This is a genomic window from Sphingomonas sp. CL5.1 (assembly GCF_013344685.1).
Lineage (GTDB): Bacteria > Pseudomonadota > Alphaproteobacteria > Sphingomonadales > Sphingomonadaceae > Sphingomonas.
Genome location: NZ_CP050137.1, coordinates 2,202,319 through 2,220,000, shown reverse-complemented (window position 1 = coordinate 2,220,000; position 17,682 = coordinate 2,202,319). Strand labels below are relative to the sequence as shown.

Here is a 17,682-nt window from a genome sequence, read left to right as displayed (position 1 = left end):
CCTGGTCGCGGGCCAGCGTGAGGATCGAATCGCGGGTGATGCCGGGCAGGATCGTGCCGGTCAGCGGCGGAGTGAGGATCGAGCCGTCGTCGAACACGAAGAAGATGTTCATGCCACCCAGTTCTTCGATCCAGCGGCGCTCGGCCGCGTCGAGGAACACCACCTGGTCGCAACCGCGCCGCGTCGCCTCGGCCTGCGCGACGAGGCTGGTGGCGTAATTGCCGCCGCACTTGGCCGCCCCCGTGCCGCCTGGCGCAGCGCGTGTATATTCGTGGCTCACCCACAAAGAGACGGGCTTCACCCCCCCCTTCCAATAGGAGCCGACCGAGGAGGCGAGGACGATATAGAGATATTCCGACGATGGCTTCACACCGAGGAATGCCTCGCTGGCGATCATGAACGGGCGGAGATAGAGCGAGCCGCCTTCGCTCGTCGGTATCCAATCGCGATCGGCGCGGACGAGCGCCTCGACCGAGGCGAGGAACAACTCGTCGGGCAGTTCCGGCATCGCCATGCGGCGCGCGGAATCGCGGAAGCGGCGCGCGTTGGCGTCCGGGCGGAACAGCGCCGCCGAGCCGTCCTCCATGCGATAGGCCTTCAGCCCCTCGAAAATCTCCTGCGCGTAATGCAATACGGCGGTCGCGGGATCGACCGTCAACGCCACGCGCGCCGTCACCTTCGCGTCATGCCAGCCTTTGTCCTGCGACCAGCGCAGGATCGCCATGTGATCGGTATGAACACGACCGAACACCGGGTCGACGAGCCGCGCGGCACGCTCGTTGGCAGGCACGGGATTGGGGCTCGGCTCGAACGCGAAGTCCAGGGTAACCTCCTGTCGATACGGTGCGCGGAAAGGCGCGGTTTGACGGTTGCGATCGGGTAGGCCCGATGGCAATGCCGGTCAACATGGCCGCCTCGATCCAATCCGCCTCCCCGCTCTTCCTGCGCGAACCGGAAATCCGCCGCGGGCTGGAACTGCTCTATTTCGGCAATAGCCACGTCACCCGCGCGATCGATCGCGGGCTGGCGCGGCAGGGACTGGGACGGGCGCACCATCGGGCGCTCTATTTCATCGCCCGCCGCCCGGACATGGCGGTGAGCGACCTGCTGACGCTGCTGGCGATCACCAAACAATCGCTCGGCCGCGTGCTCAACGATCTGGCCGAGCGCGGGCTGGTGGAAAGTCGCCCCGGCGAGCGCGACCGTCGCCAGCGGCTGCTGCGGCTGACCGACGCCGGCCGGGCGCTCGAAGGGGATCTCTACGAGGCGCTGCGCGAGAAATTGTCGGGCGCCTATTCCAAGGCCGGACAGGAAGCGGTGACCGGCTTCTGGGCGGTGCTGGAAGGACTGATCCCGGAAGACGAGCGTGCGCGCGTCGAGGCGCTGCGCCGCTGAAATCCATGCGGTCAGCCGCGCGCGGCTGCCGCCATCTCCTCCCCACGCGCGGCGGCGGCGGCAAGCGTTGCGCGGACCAGTCGATCGAGCGCGCCGTCCTCGTCAAGCACGTTCAATCCGGCGCGCGTCATCCCGCCGGGGCTGGCCACCGCATCGGCAAGCACGGCGGGCGAGCGGCCGTCCGCCTCCGCCAGTGACGCCGCGCCGCGCACCGTGGCGAGCGCAAGCCGCGCGGCATCCGCCTCGCCCAACCCCAGCGCCGTGGCCGCCTTCGCCAGCGCGTCGATGAAGCGGAACAGATAGGCCGGACCGCACCCGGAGAGCGTGGAGGCCGCCGCATATTCCGCCCCCCGCGCCCACATCACCTCGCCCAGCGGCGCGAGCAGCGCATCCACGGTCGCCCGCGTCGCGGCGGAAGCCGAAGGCGCGTTGACCACGCATACCCCCTGCCCCAGCGCGACCGGCAGGTTGGGCATCACCGGCACCGGTGTCGGCCCGGGGAAGGCCCGCGACAGCACCGCCTCGTCCACGCCAGCGAGAATCGAAAGCAGGATCGGCGCCTCGCGCAGCCGCGCGGCATAGCGCGCGGCGGCATCGGCAAGCTGTTGCGGCTTGACCCCGAGCACGACGACATCGGGCGCCCCCTCCGCCGGCAGCTCGCGCGCCTGATGGACGCCGGCGGGCAGCGCGCGATCCTTGCGATTGACGACATGCACGTCGCCCGCCCGCACCGTGCCGCTGTCGATCCAGCGCGCGAGCATCGCGCCGGCCATGTTGCCGCACCCGATCAACCAGAGTCGCATCAGGCTTCGCCCTGCGTCTCGATCAGCGCCGCCGCGATCGCCTCGCGCGGGGTCTTGCCGCCCCATAGCACGAACTGAAACACCGGATAGAAACGCTCGCATTCGTCGATCGCCGTCTCGACCAGCAGTTCGGTCGCGCCGAGCGACATGATCCGCTCGCCGTCCTCATCGCCGTCGATCACCATCGCGTGGCGATAGAGCAGGATTCCGCTCGACGACCAAAGCTCGAAATGGCCGACCCACAATTGCTCGTTGACCAGAGTGAGCGCCTCGTGGATCGCCGCACGGCGCTCCTCGGCTACCTTGACGTCCGGAAAGCAGAGGAATTGCAGGACGCTGTCCTCCTCGCGCCACAGGGCACGCACCTCATATTCGGTCCAGCTTCCCTTTACCGTGGCGCTGATCTCATCGTCATGGCGTTCGCATGGCCAGCCGTGCGCCGTGTAATAGCGCTCCAGCATGTCGAGCGGCGCGGCCGCCTCATGATCGTCTTCGGCTTCGTCAAGCATCATCGCGTCCCTATCGCACGAAGGCCGCCGCGGACGCAAAGCCCGCGACGGCCGGGTCGCGCTAAAATTGTGGGTTGTCTGGCCGGGCGCTCTATCAGCCCTTGGCCTTTGCCGCCTCCAGCTTGTCGAGCCGCGCCTTCAGCGCGTCCGCCTCGTCGCGTGCGGCGACAGCCATCGCCTTGACGGCCTCGAACTCGTCGCGGCTGACGAAATCCAGTCCGCCGATCCACTCCCGCGCACGTTCACGGGCGCCGGCCTGCGCCTCGCGCCCCATCCCGGCGAACGTGCCCGCCGCGCCGTTCACGAACTTCACGAAATCATCGAACATCCGGTTTTCGGACTGCATCAACATAACCTTCCGGCTGGAACTCAGCCGATTACCTGGGATGTATGCGCGCCCGGCACAAGTGTTTCCGCACCGGGATTCAACTCACCGATGCGCAACGTGAGCACGCCGGCAAAGGTGATCCACAGCAGATAGGGCAGCATCAGCCACGCCGCCATCCTGCGGATGCGGGCGAACAGCAGCGTCGTGACGATCGCGACCAATAGCAGCGCGACGAGGTCCGTGAGCGCGCCCCAGATATGATGCGCGCCGAAGAACAGCGGCGTCCAGGCGAGGTTAAGCACGAGCTGGACAACGAACAAGGCAATGGCCAGCCCTCGCCCCCGTGCTCCCCGCGCGTGAAGGATCATCGCCAGCGCCAGCCCGATCATAAGATAGAGCAAGCTCCAGGCGACGGGGAACACCCAGTCCGGCGGCGTGAACGACGGTTTGACCAGTCCCTGATACCATATGCTCTGCGACCCAACCGGCACGCTGCGGCCGGAAAGGAAACCGAGCAGAAGTATCAACGGGACGGTAACCACCGCCCATCGCAGAAATGACAGGCGCAACTGCGCCCTCGACGCCAATCCTCCCACATCGCCTCCCTGTTTTCGGCCCGGATAACGTGCCGTGCGCGGAGGGCGGCGTAAACCATTTATCGCAAGTGGAGGTGGATCATTCCCGGACGGCGGCGATCAGGAATTCGACATTGCCTTCCGGCCCGGTGATCGGGCTGCGCTCGATTCCGACAACATGCCAGCCACGCCCGCCAAACCACGCCGCCACTTCGTCGCAGACGCGCGCGTGGATCGCGGAATCGCGTACGACGCCGCCCTTCCCCACCTCGTCGCGCCCGGCCTCGAACTGCGGTTTGATCAGCGCGAGCGCGCGCGCGCCGGGCGCCGCGAAGCCGAGCGGCACGTCCAGCACCTTCGCCAGCGAAATGAAGCTCGCGTCGCAGACGATGAGGTCCACCGGCTCGGGTACATGCGCGGCGGTGAGGATGCGCGCGCTGGTCTGTTCGTGGACGATGACGCGCGGGTCTTGCCTGAGCTTCCACGCAAGCTGATTGGTGCCACTGTCCACCGCATAGACGCGCGCCGCGCCTCTGGTGAGCAATACGTCGGTAAAGCCGCCGGTGGACGATCCCACGTCGATCGCCACCGCGCCGGTCACGTTCCAGCCGAAATGGTCGAGGCCGTGTGCCAGCTTGATCCCGCCGCGCGACGCCCAGGGATGATCGCGCCCGCGCACATCCAGCGCGACATCGGGAACGAGCTGCTGCCCCGGCTTCTCCACCTTGCGATCGGCGGTGAACACCAGCCCAGCCATGATCAGCGCCTGCGCGCGCGTGCGCGATTCGGCCAGTCCGCGATCCACGAGCAATTGATCCGCACGCACCTTTGCCATGCCCCGCTATCGCGCCTCGTGCGGCTCGTCGCAAGCCACCTTCGGCCGGACGCTGTGGCGATCACGGTATATTGCCTATCAATTTAGTGGAAATATGTTCGCAGGCGAGGTCGTGGGCTGGCCGTCCCCTAGAGCGGCGGTCCACGGCCTCGCCCACGCGGCGAGAAGTGCTCGCCGTGCGGCCATTCTCGTCTGCATCGCGACCGCATGATGGACGACGCTCAGGCGTCCGAAATCGCCGGCTTCGCGACGATGCTGCGCACTCGCTCTCCTCCCCTCGCTCGTCACGGCAAACAGCGATGACTTGTGTATCTCGATCGAGCGCGGGCGGCCCCTGCCAATGGCCCGCGTGGTCGAGGCGCAAGCGGCCCGCACGGCGAGGCGCGGGAATCCTGACACGACAGAGCATCGCCGGCCCCCATCATCTTCCGGGGACGTGAGGTTCCGATCAGATCAGGTCTGGCCGGAAGGATCGTCCGTTTCCGCCGCCGCGCGTTCCCGCGCCGCACGCAGCCTGCGCCATAGCGAGAGGTTGAAGCAACCCAGCGCGACGATCATCAGCACCGTCGCGAGAATCACCCTGGTCCAGCCGCTCATGCCGTCGCGCCGAGCTTCCCGGCGTCATTCCACCGCAGTGTTTTGAGCACGGTATTGACGATATGCTGTGCATCGAGTCCGGCGTCGGCATATTGTGTGTCCGGTTTGTCGTGGTCCTGGAAGCGGTCGGGCAGGCGCATGGTCCTGAGCTTGAGGCCGGCATCGATCAGCCCGGCGTCCGACGCCAGCGTCAGCACATGCGCGCCGAGCCCCCCGATCGACCCCTCCTCGATCGTCACCGCCACCTCGTGCGTCGACAACAGCCGACGGATCAGCGCCTCGTCCAGCGGCTTGGCGAACCGCAGGTCCGCCACCGTGGTCGACAGCCCCTTCGCCTCCAGCGCGTCCGCCGCCTTCAACGCTTCCGCCAGCCGCGTACCCAGCGACAGGATCGCCACCGTCTTGCCCTCGCGCACCACCCGGCCCTTGCCGATCTCCAGCACCTGCGGGACCGCCGGCAGCGCCACCCCCGTGCCGTTGCCGCGCGGATAGCGCACCGCGATCGGCCCCGTGTCATGCGCCACGCAGGTGTGCACCATATGCACCAGTTCCGCCTCGTCGGCGGCGGCCATCACCACGAAGTTCGGCAGCGAGGCGAGATAGGTGATGTCGAAGCTCCCGGCATGGGTCGCCCCGTCCGCTCCCACCAGCCCCGCGCGGTCGATCGCGAACCGCACCGGCAGGTTCTGGATCGCCACGTCATGCACCACCTGGTCATAGGCGCGCTGCAGGAAGGTCGAGTAGATCGCGCAGAACGGCCGCATCCCCTGCGCCGCCAGCCCCGCCGCGAAGGTCACCGCATGCTGCTCGGCGATGCCGACGTCGAACGCACGGGTAGGGTGGCGCTTCGCGAACCGGTCCACCCCGGTGCCCGACGGCATGGCGGCTGTGATCGCCACAATGCGCGGGTCCTTGTCCGCCTCGTCCGCCAGCGCCTCGCCGAACACGTTCTGGTAGGCCGGCGGCCCCGGCGGCGCCTTGGCCTGCGCCCCGGTAATCACGTCGAACTTCTGCACCCCGTGATACTTGTCCGCCGCCGCCTCCGCCGGGGCATAGCCCTTGCCCTTCTTGGTCACGACATGGACGAGGATCGGCCCTTCTTCCGCGTCGCGGACATTCTCCAGCACCGGGATCAGATGATCGAGGTTATGCCCGTCGATCGGCCCGACGTAATAGAAGCCCAGCTCCTCGAACAGCGTCCCGCCCATCGTCATGCCGCGCGCGAACTCGTCGGTCTTGCGCGCGGCATTGTGGAACGGACGCGGCAAGCGCCGCGCGATCCGCTTCATCACCTCGCGCAGCGACAGGAACTCCCGGCTCGAGGCGATCCGCGACAGATATGCCGACAAGCCCCCCACCGGCGGCGCGATCGACATGTCGTTGTCGTTGAGGATCACCACCAGCCGGTTGCCGGCGGCTTCCGCGTTGTTCATCGCCTCATAGGCCATGCCCGCCGACATCGCCCCGTCGCCGATCACCGCGATCGCCTTGCCCGGCGCGCCGCTGAGCTTGTTCGCGATCGCGAACCCCAATGCCGCCGAGATCGAGGTCGACGAATGCGCCGCCCCGAACGGGTCGTACTCGCTCTCGCTCCGCTTCGTGAACCCCGACAACCCCCCGCCCTGCCGAAGCGTGCGGATCCGGTCGCGCCGCCCGGTCAGGATCTTGTGCGGATAGCATTGGTGCCCGACATCCCACACCAGCCGGTCGCGCGGCGTGTCGAACACATAATGGATCGCCGTCGTCAGCTCGACCACGCCCAGACCAGACCCGAGATGCCCCCCCGTCTGGCCCACCGCCGAAATCACCTCCGCCCGCAACTCGTCCGCCACCTGACGCAAACGATCCACCGGCAAACCACGCAACGCCTCAGGCGTCCCAACCGTGTCCAGCAATGGCGTCTCGGGAAAGTCTGTCATCCGGCGTTCCTAACCTACGCGAAAACCGGTGTCGATTGCAGCGGCCGGTGGATCAACCCGCTGCCCGCGCACATGCCGCGCAGATGCCCCGCACCTCGATCACGGGGCGCTCCGGCGAGAAACCCGCGCCTTCCGCCGCCCGGCGCACCGCGCGGGTGAGTTGGTCGTCATCGAGGTGCGTCGTCTGCCCGCACGAATCGCAGACGAGGAAGATGCAGTCGTGCCGGCAATCCGGATGCGCGTTGGCGACATAAGCGTTGGCGCTCTCCACCCGCCGCGCGAGGTTCGCGCCGACGAACAGGTCGAGGATGCGATAGATACTGTTGGCCGCGATCCGCCGCCCCTCGCGCTTCGACACCGCATCGGCGATATCGTAGGCGGATGCGGGCTTGTCGAAGCCGGCGAGCGCATCGAACACGCTGGCGCGCATCGCGGTCCACTGCTCGCCGGAACTTTCCAGCGTATGCTGCGCGGCACGGACCAGATCCTCGCCGCGCGGCTCATGGTGATGATGGGCATGGCCGGGCATGATCCGAAAATAGGCTCGCCCGCCGCGCGGGACAACCCGCCGCGCGCGTCAGTTTTCCGCGCGCCGATTCAAGTCGTGCCCGAAAGCGAGGATGCCGACGCCGATCACCGTCCACAACGCCTCGGCATGGCCGCCATCGTGCGGCAGCGACAGCGCGCCCATCATGATGCCCAGCCCCAGCGACCCCATCGCCAGCGGCATCAGATAGCCGTGATGCATCACGCCGCGCACCAGCGCGATCCCGCCCAGCCCGATCGCCAGCGTCAGCCCGACCTCGTGGAAGATCGGGTTGCCGAGCATCCCGCCGACGGTGGAAAGCATCGCCACCAATACCGCGCTCGCCAGGCAATGCACGACGCACAGACCCGATAGCATGATCGCAAGCCGGTCGAGCAGCGCGAAGCGGCCAAGGCGAGTCGTGTTTCCCATTCGCGAGCCATTTAGCGCCTCCCGCGTCATGTTACAATATCACATTGATAAAATCGCTCCGCTTGGCAGTGTGTATGGGGTGGGCTAGGGCCGGAGCCATGTTGCACCCCACTCCGGGATATGTCTCCACCGCTCGCCCGGCGACGCTCGCGCGCTGGCTTTGGTGCGTCGCCGCGCTGATCGTCGCGATGGTCGTCGTCGGCGGGATCACCCGCCTCACCGAATCCGGCCTGTCGATCACGCAGTGGAAGCCGATCAGCGGCGTCATCCCCCCGCTCAATCAGGCGCAATGGCAGGCGGAGTTCGCCAATTACCAGAAGATCCCCGAATATCAGCAACTCAACCGCGGCATGACGCTCGCCGGGTTCAAGGCGATATATTTCTGGGAATATATCCATCGCGTGCTCGGGCGGCTCATCGGCCTCGCCTTCGCGCTGCCGCTCGTCTGGTTCGCGGTGAAGCGCCGCGTGCCGCGCGGCTATGGCTGGCGGCTGAGCGCGATTCTTGCGCTCGGCGGGCTGCAGGGCGCGATCGGCTGGTGGATGGTCAGTTCCGGCCTGTCGGTCCGCACAGATGTCAGCCATATCCGGCTGGCGGTGCATCTGCTCACCGCGCTGCTGATCCTCGCGACGATCGCATGGACGGCGCTCGACCTCGGCGCGCTGGCCCACGATCCGCTCGCGCGGCCCGCGCGACTGCGGCCATTCGCTCTGCTCGCGCTGCTGCTCCTCGCCGCGCAGATCATGTATGGCGCCTTCACCGCCGGGCTGGACGCCGGCTATGCCTTCGCGAGTTGGCCGCTAATGGGCGATTCGCTGTTCCCCGCCGACGTGCCGATGCTGACCCCGGCGCTGAGCAACGCGGTCGACAACCCGATCGTCGTGCAGTTCATTCATCGCTGGCTGGCCTTCGTCGCCGCCGGCGGGCTGTTCTGGCTCGCGCTGCGCGCCGGGCGACCGACCGGGACGGTCGTGGTGCTGCTCGTCGTGCTTCAGGTCTCGCTCGGCATCGCCACCTTGCTCAGTGGTGTGCAGATCGGCATCGCGGTCGCGCATCAGGCGAACGCCGCGCTGCTGCTGATCGCCTCGGTCGCGGCGGCGCATGCGATCGGCATGCGGCGGCGGTGATCGCGATCGTCCAGTTCACCTGCCCCGACCGGGCGGCTGCGGAGGCGATCGCGCGGACATTGCTTGAGGAACATCTGATCGCCTGCGCCAATATCATCGGCCCGTGCCGCTCGATCTATCGCTGGGAAGGCGTGATCGAGGAGGCGGACGAGGTGGTGATGCAACTCAAGACCATGTCCACCTATGCCCCCGCGGCAATGGCCCGAATCGCCGCACTCCATCCCTATGCGCTTCCCGCGATCGAGCATTGGCCCGCCGAAACCGCGCCCGAGCTGGCCGAGTGGATTACGGCTTCAACCGAGGCGGTAAAATAATACCCGTCACGGATCGCGCGGAAATCTTGACTTCCCGCGCGCCCTGCCGCATTAGCCGCGCGTCGGCGCTGTGCCTTACGGGCACGGCGTCCTTTCGTTTTGATGAGGTCGAACAGCCATGAAGGCGCTGATGAAGACCACCAAGTCGGCCAAGCCGCACGAGGTGGAGAAGAAGTGGCACATCGTCGATGCCGATGGCCTGGTGGTCGGTCGCGCGGCGGTGGTGATCGCCAATGTCCTGCGCGGCAAGCACAAGCCGAGCTTCACCCCGCATGTCGATTGCGGTGACAATGTCATCGTCATCAACGCCGACAAGATCCGCTTCACCGGCAACAAGCTGGCGGACAAGATCTATTACAAGCACACCGGCTATGCCGGCGGCATCAAGGGCGTCACCGCCGCCAAGGTGCTGGAAGGCCGCTTCCCCGAGCGTGTGCTCGAGAAGGCCGTCGAGCGCATGATCCCGCGCGGCCCGCTCGGCCGCCAGCAGATGCGCAACCTGCGCATCTTCGCCGGCAGCGAACATCCGCACGCCGCGCAGAACCCCGAGCCGCTCGACATCGCGGCGATGAACCGCAAGAACAAGGTGGGCGCATAATGTCCGACAATCGCCAGTCCCTCGCCGATCTCGGCGCCGCGCTGAAGCAGCAGGGCGAAGCCGCCGCCGACACGGCCGAAGACAAGGCCGAGGCGTATCTCGCCGGCCAGATCGACGAGCCGGTCCAGCGTGCGCCGCTGCGCGCGCAGGAGCTCGACAAGCAGGGCCGCGCCTATGCTACCGGCCGCCGCAAGGATGCGGTCGCGCGCGTGTGGCTGAAGCCCGGTTCGGGCAAGATCACGATCAACGGCCGCGATCAGGAAATCTATTTCGCGCGCCCGACGCTGCGCCTCGTCATCAACCAGGTGTTCGGCATCACCGAGCGCGAAGGCCAGTATGACGTGGTCTGCACCGTCAAGGGCGGCGGCCTGTCCGGCCAGGCCGGCGCGGTGAAGCATGGCATCAGCCAGGCGCTGACCCGCTATGAGCCGGCGCTGCGTTCGCCGGTGAAGGCCGCCGGCTTCCTCACCCGCGACAGCCGCGCGGTCGAGCGCAAGAAGTACGGTCGCGCCAAGGCGCGTCGCAGCTTCCAGTTCTCGAAGCGTTAAGGCGCGGCGGCTTCGGATTGCGACAAGCGATCCGAAGATTTGCCACGGAAGATTGAGGCGGTCCGGCGACGGGCCGCCTTTTTCGTTGCGGGTTACATCCTGACGATCCGCGCGCACAGTCGCTCCGCCTCCGCCTCGTCGTGCGTGACGAGCAACAGCGGCAGCCCGGTTTCGTCGCGGACACGCTCGATCAGTCGCATCGCCTCCTCGCGCCGCGCCGGATCGAGCGAGGACAGCGGCTCGTCGAGCAGCAGGAAATCCGGCCCGGACAGCAATGCCCGCCCGATCGCGACGCGACGCGCCTCTCCACCGGACAGCGCGCGTGGCCAGCGATCGAGCAGATGCGCGATGTCGAGCGACTCCGCGATCGCCGCCAACCGCGCCTCGTCCCTCGCGCCGTAAAGCAGGTTGCGTCGCACATCGAGATGCGGAAACAGCCGCGTGTCCTGAAACACATAGCCCGCGCGCCGGCGATGTGGCGGCACCTCCACCCGCGCCACGCGATCAAGCAACAGGCGGCCGTTGACGCGGACATGACCGCGATCGGACCGCAGCAGGCCGGCGATCATATCGAGCACGCTGGTCTTGCCCACGCCGGATGCCCCGACCAGCGCCACCGCGCGCTCCTCCGCCGCGAACGTCACGCCGACCATCGCCTCGCCGCGCCGCAGCGTCACGTCCACGTCAAAGGACATGCACGCCCCGCCCCGCCCGTCGCGCGAGCCATTCCGATGCCAACAGCGCGACAAGACTGATCGCAACCGAGATCGCCGCCAGCCGCCACACGATCGCGTCGCCGTCCGGCCGCTGGAGCGCGGCATAGATCGCGAGCGGCAGCGTCTCCGTTTCGCCGGGCACGTTCGAGACGAAGGTGATCGTCGCGCCGAACTCACCCAGCGCGCGGGCGAAAGCCAATGTCGCGCCGGCCAGCACACCAGGCCAGCACAGCGGCAGCGTCACCGTGCGGAACGTGCGCCAGCGCCCCGCCCCCAGGGTGCGCGCGGCATTCTCCAGCCGCCGGTCGACCGCCTCCAGCGACAGCCGGATCGCGCGCACCGCCAGCGGCAGCGCCATCACCGCCGCCGCCACCGCCGCGCCCGTCCAGCGGAACAGCAAGGTGACGCCGAACCAGCGCTGGAGCGGCTCGCCCAGCGGCCCGCTCGGGGCGAAGGCCAGCAGCAGCACCCAGCCCGTCACCACCGGCGGCACGACCAGCGGCAGATGGATCAGCGCGTCGAGCAGCGTCCGCCCGGGGAACCGCCCGCGCGCGAGGACATAGGCGAGCACGAAAGCGACCGGGAGCACCGCCAATGTCCCTGCCCCGCCGACCAGCAGCGAGAGGCGGACGATCGGCCAGACACTTTCCGCCATCAGGGCCGCGTGAAACCGAAGCGCGCGAAGATCGCCCTGCCCCGCGCGCTCAACAAGAAGCGGCGGAAGCTCTCCGCCGCCGGATTGAGCGACGCGGCGAGCCGCGCGACAGGATAGCGGATCGGCGGATGGCTCGACGCCGGAAAGACGCCGGCGACCCGCACTTTCGCCGAAGCATGTGCGTCGGTCGCATATACGATGCCGAACGGGGCCACGCCGCGCTCCACCAGCGCCAGCGCCGCGCGGACATTCTCGGCGCGCACGACATGCGGCGCGACCGCCGCCCATGCGCCGAGCCTCTCCAGCGCCACTTGCCCGTATTTCCCGGCCGGCACGGCGGCGGGATCAGCCATCGCAACGGGTCCCCGCGCCAACATGGTTCCCAGCGAGCCCACGGTCAGCCGGGTGCGTCCGCGCGCCGGCTCGACCACCACCAGCCGGTTGCCGACCAGATCTGCGCGCGTACCCTTCGCAAGCAGCCCCTTCGCCGCTAGCGCATCCATCCATTCCTCGTCCGCCGAAACGAACAGGTCGGCGGCCGCGCCGGCCAGCACCTGCCGCGCCAGCGCGGAGGAAGCGGCAAAGGAGACCGTCGGCCGCGCATGGCCGGCGCGCGCCCATTCATCGGCGGCAGCGTTCATCGATTCCTGTAGCGAGGCCGCGGCGAGCACCAGCGGCCCCCGGTCCTGCGCCGCCGCCGGCAAGACGAACGCGGCGAGAAACAGGGCGGCAAGGGCGATCAGGCGGCGCATCACCAACCGATCGCATCCCGTCACCGCAGGCACAACCGCAATCCGACGATTTCCCGGCGCACCGCGTCATCCGGACGCGCGAACGGCCGGAAAGCAGGCTTTGCTTCCCGGCCGTGGTCCCCTCCGAAATCCGATCAGGCGGCGGCGAGCGGCCGCTTCGCGCGACGGCGCATGGTGGCACCGACCAGACCAAAGCCGGCGATCATCATCGCCCAGGTCGCCGGTTCCGGCACGCTCCCGGCGATGCCAGCGATGCCGACCGTCAAGCCGTGCCAGTTCTCGGTCGTGTCGGTGAAGCTGATGCTGGTGAAAGTGCCGGTGAACTGGACGATGCCGTGAAGCTCGCCGTTCCCGGTGAAGCCGGTCGACGTGACGTTCGCGAAAGTCCCGCAGCCCCAATAGCCGCAGCCCTCGCTGATCACGGTGAAGGGGTCGCTGGTGGTGAACGTATTGCCGTTCCAGCTCACCAGCGCGAGATAGGGATCGGTGACGGCCTTGCTGAAGGTGATCGTCTTCGTCCCGCCCTGGTTGAACTCGACGATATCGGTGGTTCCCGGCGCGTTGGCGACCGAGCCGCCGGTATAGGGCGCCGGGGTGCCCTGGGTCCAGTAATTGGTGCCCGCGCCGTTGACCTGGGCCGTGGCGAAGCCGGTGCCATTGATCGAAACGCCGACGGTGTCCGACCCTACGGTGATCGTCCCGTTGGCATAGGTGCTGTTGTCGGTGCTGGTGAGATCGGCCCAATTGACCGTCGTGGCCGCAGAGGCCGCGCCACCGATCGTCACGGCGGCTACAAGCGCCACGCCGGCGACCATCATCCCCTTGACCATTTCATCCTCCGAGTCTGGCTTTTGTCGATCTTAGCGCAAAATTAACCGGAAAGGCAGGGATCAACGGAGATAAATCGGCGGGCGGAATCCAAGCTCGTCGTCCCGAAATGAGACACAACAGTCAGCGCCCGCGCATCACTCTCACCCCTCGTCGCCCATGCGCAGCGCGGCGATGAAGGCTTCCTGCGGAATCTGCACGGAGCCGTATTCGCGCATCCGCTTCTTGCCTTCCTTCTGCTTTTCCAGTAACTTGCGCTTGCGCGTGATATCGCCGCCATAGCATTTGGCGGTGACGTCCTTGCGCAGCGCGGCGATCGTCTCCCGCGCGATCACCTTGCCGCCGATCGCCGCCTGGATCGGGATCTTGAACAGGTGGCGCGGGATCAGGTCCTTGAGCCGCTCGCACATGCCGCGCCCGCGCGTCTCGGCCGATCCGCGATGGACAATCATCGAAAGCGCATCGACCGGCTCGTTGTTGACCAGCAGCGACATCTTGACGAGATCGCCCTCGCGATAACCGATCTGGTGATAGTCGAAGCTGGCATAGCCGCGGCTGATCGATTTCAGCCGGTCGTAGAAGTCGAACACCACCTCGTTGAGCGGCAGTTCATATGTCACCTGCGCGCGGCCGCCGACATAGGTGAGGTTCTTCTGGATGCCGCGCCGGTCCTGACAGAGCTTCAGGATCGAACCGAGATATTCGTCGGGCACGTAGATCGTCGCCTCGATCCACGGCTCGGCGATCGTCTCGATCTTGTTCGGATCGGGCATGTCGGCGGGGTTGTGCAGCTCGATATGGCCGCCGCCATGGGTCAGCTCGATCTGATAGACCACGCTCGGCGCGGTGGTGATGAGATCGAGGTCGTATTCGCGCGTCAGCCGCTCCTGGATGATCTCCAGATGCAGCAGACCGAGGAAGCCGCAGCGGAAGCCGAAGCCGAGCGCGGCGGAGGTCTCCATCTCGAAGCTGAACGAGGCGTCATTGAGCCGCAGCTTGCTGATCGATTCGCGCAGCTTCTCGAAATCGTTGGCGTCGACCGGGAACAGCCCGCAGAACACCACCGGCTGCACTTCCTTGAAACCGGGCAGCGCCTGCGCCGCCGGGCGCTTCGCATCGGTCAGCGTGTCGCCGACGCGGGCCTGCGCCACATCCTTGATCTGCGCGGTGATAAAGCCGATCTCGCCCGGCCCGAGATCGGTGAGTTGCTCGATCTTCGGGCGGAAGCAGCCGACGCGATCGACTAGATGCTGCGTCCCGGCCTGCATGAACGTCACCTGCTGGCCCTTGCGCAGCACGCCGTCCACGACGCGCACGAGGATGACGACGCCAAGATACGGGTCATACCAGCTATCGACCAGCATCGCCTTCAAGGGCGCGTTCGGATCGCCCTTCGGCGCGGGGATGCGCTCGACCACCGCATCGAGGATCTCGTCGATGCCGATGCCGGACTTGGCGGAAGCGAGGATCGCGTTCGAGGCGTCGAGGCCGATGATGTCCTCGATCTCATGCCGGACCTTCTCCGGCTCGGCGGCGGGCAGGTCGATCTTGTTGATGACCGGCACGATCTCATGGTCGTGCTCGATCGACTGATAGACGTTGGCGAGCGTCTGCGCCTCCACGCCCTGCGCCGCGTCCACCACCAGCAGCGCGCCCTCGCACGCGGCGAGGCTGCGCGACACCTCATAGGCGAAATCGACGTGCCCCGGCGTGTCCATCAGGTTGAGGACATGGCCTTTCCACTCAAGCCGCACGGTCTGCGCCTTGATGGTGATGCCGCGCTCCTTCTCGATCTCCATGTTGTCGAGCACCTGCGCGGACATCTCGCGGTCGGATAGGCCGCCGGTGCGCTGGATCAGCCGGTCCGCCAGCGTGGACTTGCCATGATCGATATGCGCGATGATCGAGAAATTGCGGATGCGGTCGAGCGGCGTGGTCATAACGGATGCGCCTCTAGGCGGGGTAGCGACGGGCGTCAAAGGTGACGCTGGCGACTCGTTTCGGGTGGTGTTAAGCCGATGGGAACATTACGGGCCGCATCGTTCTGGCCGCGCCGTGGGAATGGCGCCTTCGGGGGAGTTGAAAATGTTGGGTAAGTTCGCCTTGATTGCCGCCGGTTCGGCGATCGCATTGCTTGCGTCATCGGCCGACGCGCAGAAGCTCGCCAAGGAATCCGCCGGCCAGCGCCTGCAGGAGCAGACCGCGAACGACGTGCCGCATTGCTCGCGCAAGCTCGGCACGATCTCGATCGTCGACGGCGACGATCCGCGCCCGTGGACGCAATACAGCCTCGCCGCGCCCTCCAAGCTGCTGAAGGTGCTGGTGCAGCGTTCGGGCTGCTTCAACCTCGTCGATCGCGGCAGCGGCCTGCAGGCGGCGCAGCTCGAGCGCAACATCGGCTCCGATCTCGGCCTCCAGCGCCGCTCGAACGTCGGCCAGGGCCAGATCAAGGCGGCCGATTACGTGCTGGTCGCAGAAATCCAGGGCGCCAATTCCAATGTCTCCGGCGGCGGCGGCGTGGGCGCGATCGGCGGGCTGATCGGCGGCCGCTTCGGCGCGCTCGCGGGCGGGCTGCGCAGCAAGAAGATGGAGGCGAACACCGTCCTCTCGATCACCAACGTCCGCACCACCGAGACGATCGCGACCGCCGAGGGCTATGCCGCGAAGAACAACCTGACATTCGGCGCCGGCGGCGGGTCCGGCTTCTTCGGCGGCGGCATCGCGGCGGTCGGCGGCGGCTACGACAATACCGATATCGGCCGGATCGTGACGCTGTCGTTCATCCAGGCCTATTCGAAGATGGTCAACGAGCTGGGTCTCGTCCAGCCCGGCCAGCAGGGCACTGCGGAAGCCTCGCCGACCAAGACCTATACGGCGCAAGGCCCGGTGGCGATGCACGCCAGCGCACTCGCCTCGGCCAAGACGATCCGCACGCTGCCGGCGGGCGCGATCGTCTATCCCACCGGCAACAAGAACGGCCTGTGGTGGGAAGTCGCCGACGAGAACGACAATGTCGGCTGGGTGCTCAACACCAGGCTGGCGCCGTCGAAGTAAAGTCTTTCGGAGCGTTGCCCGGCAATGATCGGGCGACGCTCTGGAGCTATGCCGCCTGCGCCATGCCGATCGCGGCGAGCACCGCCTCGTAGCGCGCCTCGCCTGATCCGCTGATCATCTCCCAGCGCACCCCGCGCCGGTCCAGCTCCGCCTTCGACAGATCGAAGAAACGCTGGCGATCCGCCGCGCTGCCGAACATGCGCGTGCCGTCCTCGATCCACGGCAGGTCGATATCGAACAGCAGATAGAGGTCGGCGGGATTGTCCCACCGCGCGAACCACGGGTCGCGGCGGCCGAACATCATGTCCGCCCACACCGCGCTCATCAGCGCATCGGTGTCGACGATCACCGGGAACCGCCCCTTGTCGCACGCCGCGCGGACCTGAAGATCCTGCGTATGCGCGATCATCACCAGATCGGACATGGTGAGATCGATGCCGTAGCGCTCGCAATAGGTGCGCCCGAACTCCGCCACCACCGGCGTGCCGAACTCCCGCGCGAGCCGCGCGGTGGTGGTCGACTTGCCCGTGCTTTCCGGGCCGTGCAGGCAGACCGTGCGCAGCGTCATGCGGGCAGCGGCACGGTCGCGGTGGCGCGATTCCCGGCGCGGCGCCAGTCGAACAGGCCCCAGCAGGCCAGCGCCAGATAGATCACGTAAAGCCCCGCAAATAGATACAAGCCCTTCGCCAGATACAATGGCACCGAGGCGAGGTCCACGACGATCCAGATCACCCAATTCTCGATCCGCCGCCGCGCCATCAACAATTGCCCGGCGACGCTGGCGATGGCGATCGCGGCATCCCACCACGGATAGGAGGCATTGGTGAAACGGTGCATCGCCGCCCCCCAGGCAAGCGTCGCGGCGAGGCAGCCGGTCGCCCAGGCGATCCGCGCCGCGCCGCTCATCCGCTCGACCACCACTTCCCCGCTACGCTCGCGCGAATGCAGCCAGTTGACCCAGCCATAAGCATTGGCGGCGACGAAGAAGCACTGGAGCAGCGCATCGCTGTAAAGCCGCGCCTCGAACACGACGAAGCCGATCAGCACGACCGAGCCGATCCCGGCCGGAAACGTCCACACGCTGCGCCGCGCCGCCAACGCGACGCACGCCACCCCCAGCACCGTCGCGACCGTTTCGAGCATCGACATCGCTCCGCGATAAGCGGCTTGC

General features: G+C 67.3%; 23 protein-coding genes (1 of these 23 only partly in view). 6 read left to right on the top strand and 17 right to left on the bottom strand.

Annotated features, from left to right (window positions below; genetic code table 11):
• On the bottom strand, window positions 1-823 hold the 5' portion of the coding sequence (locus F9288_RS10750; protein ID WP_174839027.1) for a branched-chain amino acid aminotransferase. Its footprint begins 257 nt before the window's first position; 823 of the gene's 1,080 nt are visible here — the first part of the coding sequence; the start codon lies at window positions 821-823; its stop codon lies off the left edge, out of view.
• Between the two features lie 83 nt (window positions 824-906).
• On the opposite strand from F9288_RS10750, the gene F9288_RS10745 reads away from it, so the two are divergent.
• Entirely contained in the window at window positions 907-1,395 is a 489-nt protein-coding gene (locus F9288_RS10745) for a MarR family winged helix-turn-helix transcriptional regulator (RefSeq protein WP_174839026.1), read from the top strand.
• A gap of 11 nt (window positions 1,396-1,406) precedes the next feature.
• On the opposite strand, the gene F9288_RS10740 is transcribed toward F9288_RS10745, so the two are convergent.
• The 9 genes from F9288_RS10740 to F9288_RS10700 form a co-directional block, all read right to left on the bottom strand.
• Complete coding sequence (locus tag F9288_RS10740) at window positions 1,407-2,198, bottom strand: pyrroline-5-carboxylate reductase (RefSeq protein WP_254621167.1); 792 nt, start codon at window positions 2,196-2,198, stop codon at window positions 1,407-1,409.
• Window positions 2,198-2,710 (bottom strand): YbjN domain-containing protein, encoded by a 513-nt coding sequence (locus F9288_RS10735; RefSeq protein ID WP_254621166.1) that lies wholly within the window; start codon window positions 2,708-2,710, stop codon window positions 2,198-2,200. The genes F9288_RS10740 and F9288_RS10735 overlap by 1 nt, the downstream gene beginning before the upstream one ends.
• A gap of 91 nt (window positions 2,711-2,801) precedes the next feature.
• Window positions 2,802-3,053 (bottom strand): accessory factor UbiK family protein, encoded by a 252-nt coding sequence (locus F9288_RS10730; protein ID WP_174836733.1) that lies wholly within the window; start codon window positions 3,051-3,053, stop codon window positions 2,802-2,804.
• Between the two features lie 23 nt (window positions 3,054-3,076).
• Window positions 3,077-3,598: a TspO/MBR family protein gene (locus F9288_RS10725; protein ID WP_254621197.1), complete on the bottom strand. Its 522-nt coding sequence runs from the start codon at window positions 3,596-3,598 to the stop codon at window positions 3,077-3,079.
• Between the two features lie 112 nt (window positions 3,599-3,710).
• Entirely contained in the window at window positions 3,711-4,445 is a 735-nt protein-coding gene (locus F9288_RS10720; protein WP_174836715.1) for a TlyA family RNA methyltransferase, read from the bottom strand.
• 453 nt (window positions 4,446-4,898) lie between these two features.
• Window positions 4,899-5,042 carry a hypothetical protein gene (locus F9288_RS10715; RefSeq protein ID WP_174836713.1) on the bottom strand — a complete coding sequence of 48 codons (144 nt, stop codon included), beginning with the start codon at window positions 5,040-5,042 and terminating at the stop codon, window positions 4,899-4,901.
• Window positions 5,039-6,961 (bottom strand): 1-deoxy-D-xylulose-5-phosphate synthase, encoded by a 1,923-nt coding sequence (dxs, locus tag F9288_RS10710; RefSeq protein WP_174836711.1) that lies wholly within the window; start codon window positions 6,959-6,961, stop codon window positions 5,039-5,041. The genes F9288_RS10715 and dxs overlap by 4 nt, the downstream gene beginning before the upstream one ends.
• A 52-nt stretch (window positions 6,962-7,013) precedes the next feature.
• Entirely contained in the window at window positions 7,014-7,490 is a 477-nt protein-coding gene (locus F9288_RS10705; protein WP_174836710.1) for a Fur family transcriptional regulator, read from the bottom strand.
• Between the two features lie 48 nt (window positions 7,491-7,538).
• The gene (locus F9288_RS10700; protein WP_174836708.1) at window positions 7,539-7,919 is read right to left on the bottom strand and encodes a MerC domain-containing protein; all 381 of its coding nucleotides are present in this window, start codon (window positions 7,917-7,919) and stop codon (window positions 7,539-7,541) included.
• A 98-nt stretch (window positions 7,920-8,017) separates the two neighbouring features.
• On the opposite strand from F9288_RS10700, the gene F9288_RS10695 reads away from it, so the two are divergent.
• The 4 genes from F9288_RS10695 to rpsI all read left to right on the top strand — a co-directional run bounded on the left by F9288_RS10695 (window position 8,018) and on the right by rpsI (window position 10,506).
• A complete protein-coding gene (locus tag F9288_RS10695) occupies window positions 8,018-9,046 on the top strand; it encodes a COX15/CtaA family protein (protein ID WP_174836707.1) in 1,029 nt (342 codons plus the stop codon).
• A complete protein-coding gene (cutA, locus tag F9288_RS10690) occupies window positions 9,043-9,360 on the top strand; it encodes a divalent-cation tolerance protein CutA (protein WP_174836705.1) in 318 nt (105 codons plus the stop codon). The genes F9288_RS10695 and cutA overlap by 4 nt, the downstream gene beginning before the upstream one ends.
• Before the next feature lie 118 nt (window positions 9,361-9,478).
• Window positions 9,479-9,958 carry a 50S ribosomal protein L13 gene (gene rplM / locus F9288_RS10685; RefSeq protein ID WP_174836704.1) on the top strand — a complete coding sequence of 160 codons (480 nt, stop codon included), beginning with the start codon at window positions 9,479-9,481 and terminating at the stop codon, window positions 9,956-9,958.
• On the top strand, window positions 9,958-10,506 hold the full coding sequence (rpsI, locus tag F9288_RS10680) for a 30S ribosomal protein S9 (protein ID WP_174836703.1): 549 nt from the start codon (window positions 9,958-9,960) through the stop codon (window positions 10,504-10,506). The genes rplM and rpsI overlap by 1 nt, the downstream gene beginning before the upstream one ends.
• Window positions 10,507-10,598: 92 nt before the next feature.
• On the opposite strand, the gene F9288_RS10675 is transcribed toward rpsI, so the two are convergent.
• The 5 genes from F9288_RS10675 to lepA form a co-directional block, all read right to left on the bottom strand.
• Window positions 10,599-11,201, bottom strand: a complete 603-nt coding sequence (locus tag F9288_RS10675) for an ATP-binding cassette domain-containing protein (protein ID WP_174836701.1) — start codon at window positions 11,199-11,201, stop codon at window positions 10,599-10,601.
• A complete protein-coding gene (gene modB / locus F9288_RS10670) occupies window positions 11,191-11,877 on the bottom strand; it encodes a molybdate ABC transporter permease subunit (protein WP_174836699.1) in 687 nt (228 codons plus the stop codon). Before modB ends, F9288_RS10675 begins: the two co-directional genes overlap by 11 nt.
• Window positions 11,877-12,629: a molybdate ABC transporter substrate-binding protein gene (gene modA, locus F9288_RS10665; protein ID WP_174839024.1), complete on the bottom strand. Its 753-nt coding sequence runs from the start codon at window positions 12,627-12,629 to the stop codon at window positions 11,877-11,879. Before modA ends, modB begins: the two co-directional genes overlap by 1 nt.
• A gap of 134 nt (window positions 12,630-12,763) precedes the next feature.
• The gene (locus F9288_RS10660) at window positions 12,764-13,459 is read right to left on the bottom strand and encodes a PEPxxWA-CTERM sorting domain-containing protein (protein WP_254621165.1); all 696 of its coding nucleotides are present in this window, start codon (window positions 13,457-13,459) and stop codon (window positions 12,764-12,766) included.
• Between the two features lie 141 nt (window positions 13,460-13,600).
• A complete protein-coding gene (gene lepA / locus F9288_RS10655) occupies window positions 13,601-15,397 on the bottom strand; it encodes a translation elongation factor 4 (protein WP_174836697.1) in 1,797 nt (598 codons plus the stop codon).
• A gap of 145 nt (window positions 15,398-15,542) precedes the next feature.
• On the opposite strand from lepA, the gene F9288_RS10650 reads away from it, so the two are divergent.
• Window positions 15,543-16,511, top strand: coding sequence for a CsgG/HfaB family protein (locus F9288_RS10650; protein ID WP_174836696.1), 969 nt, complete (start codon window positions 15,543-15,545; stop codon window positions 16,509-16,511).
• Window positions 16,512-16,557: 46 nt separating this feature from the next.
• Here the strand turns inward: F9288_RS10650 and F9288_RS10645 are convergent, their stop codons facing one another.
• Window positions 16,558-17,079, bottom strand: a complete 522-nt coding sequence (locus tag F9288_RS10645; RefSeq protein ID WP_174836694.1) for an AAA family ATPase — start codon at window positions 17,077-17,079, stop codon at window positions 16,558-16,560.
• Complete coding sequence (gene pnuC / locus F9288_RS10640) at window positions 17,076-17,660, bottom strand: nicotinamide riboside transporter PnuC (protein ID WP_174836692.1); 585 nt, start codon at window positions 17,658-17,660, stop codon at window positions 17,076-17,078. Before pnuC ends, F9288_RS10645 begins: the two co-directional genes overlap by 4 nt.
• Window positions 17,661-17,682: the final 22 nt, after the last annotated feature.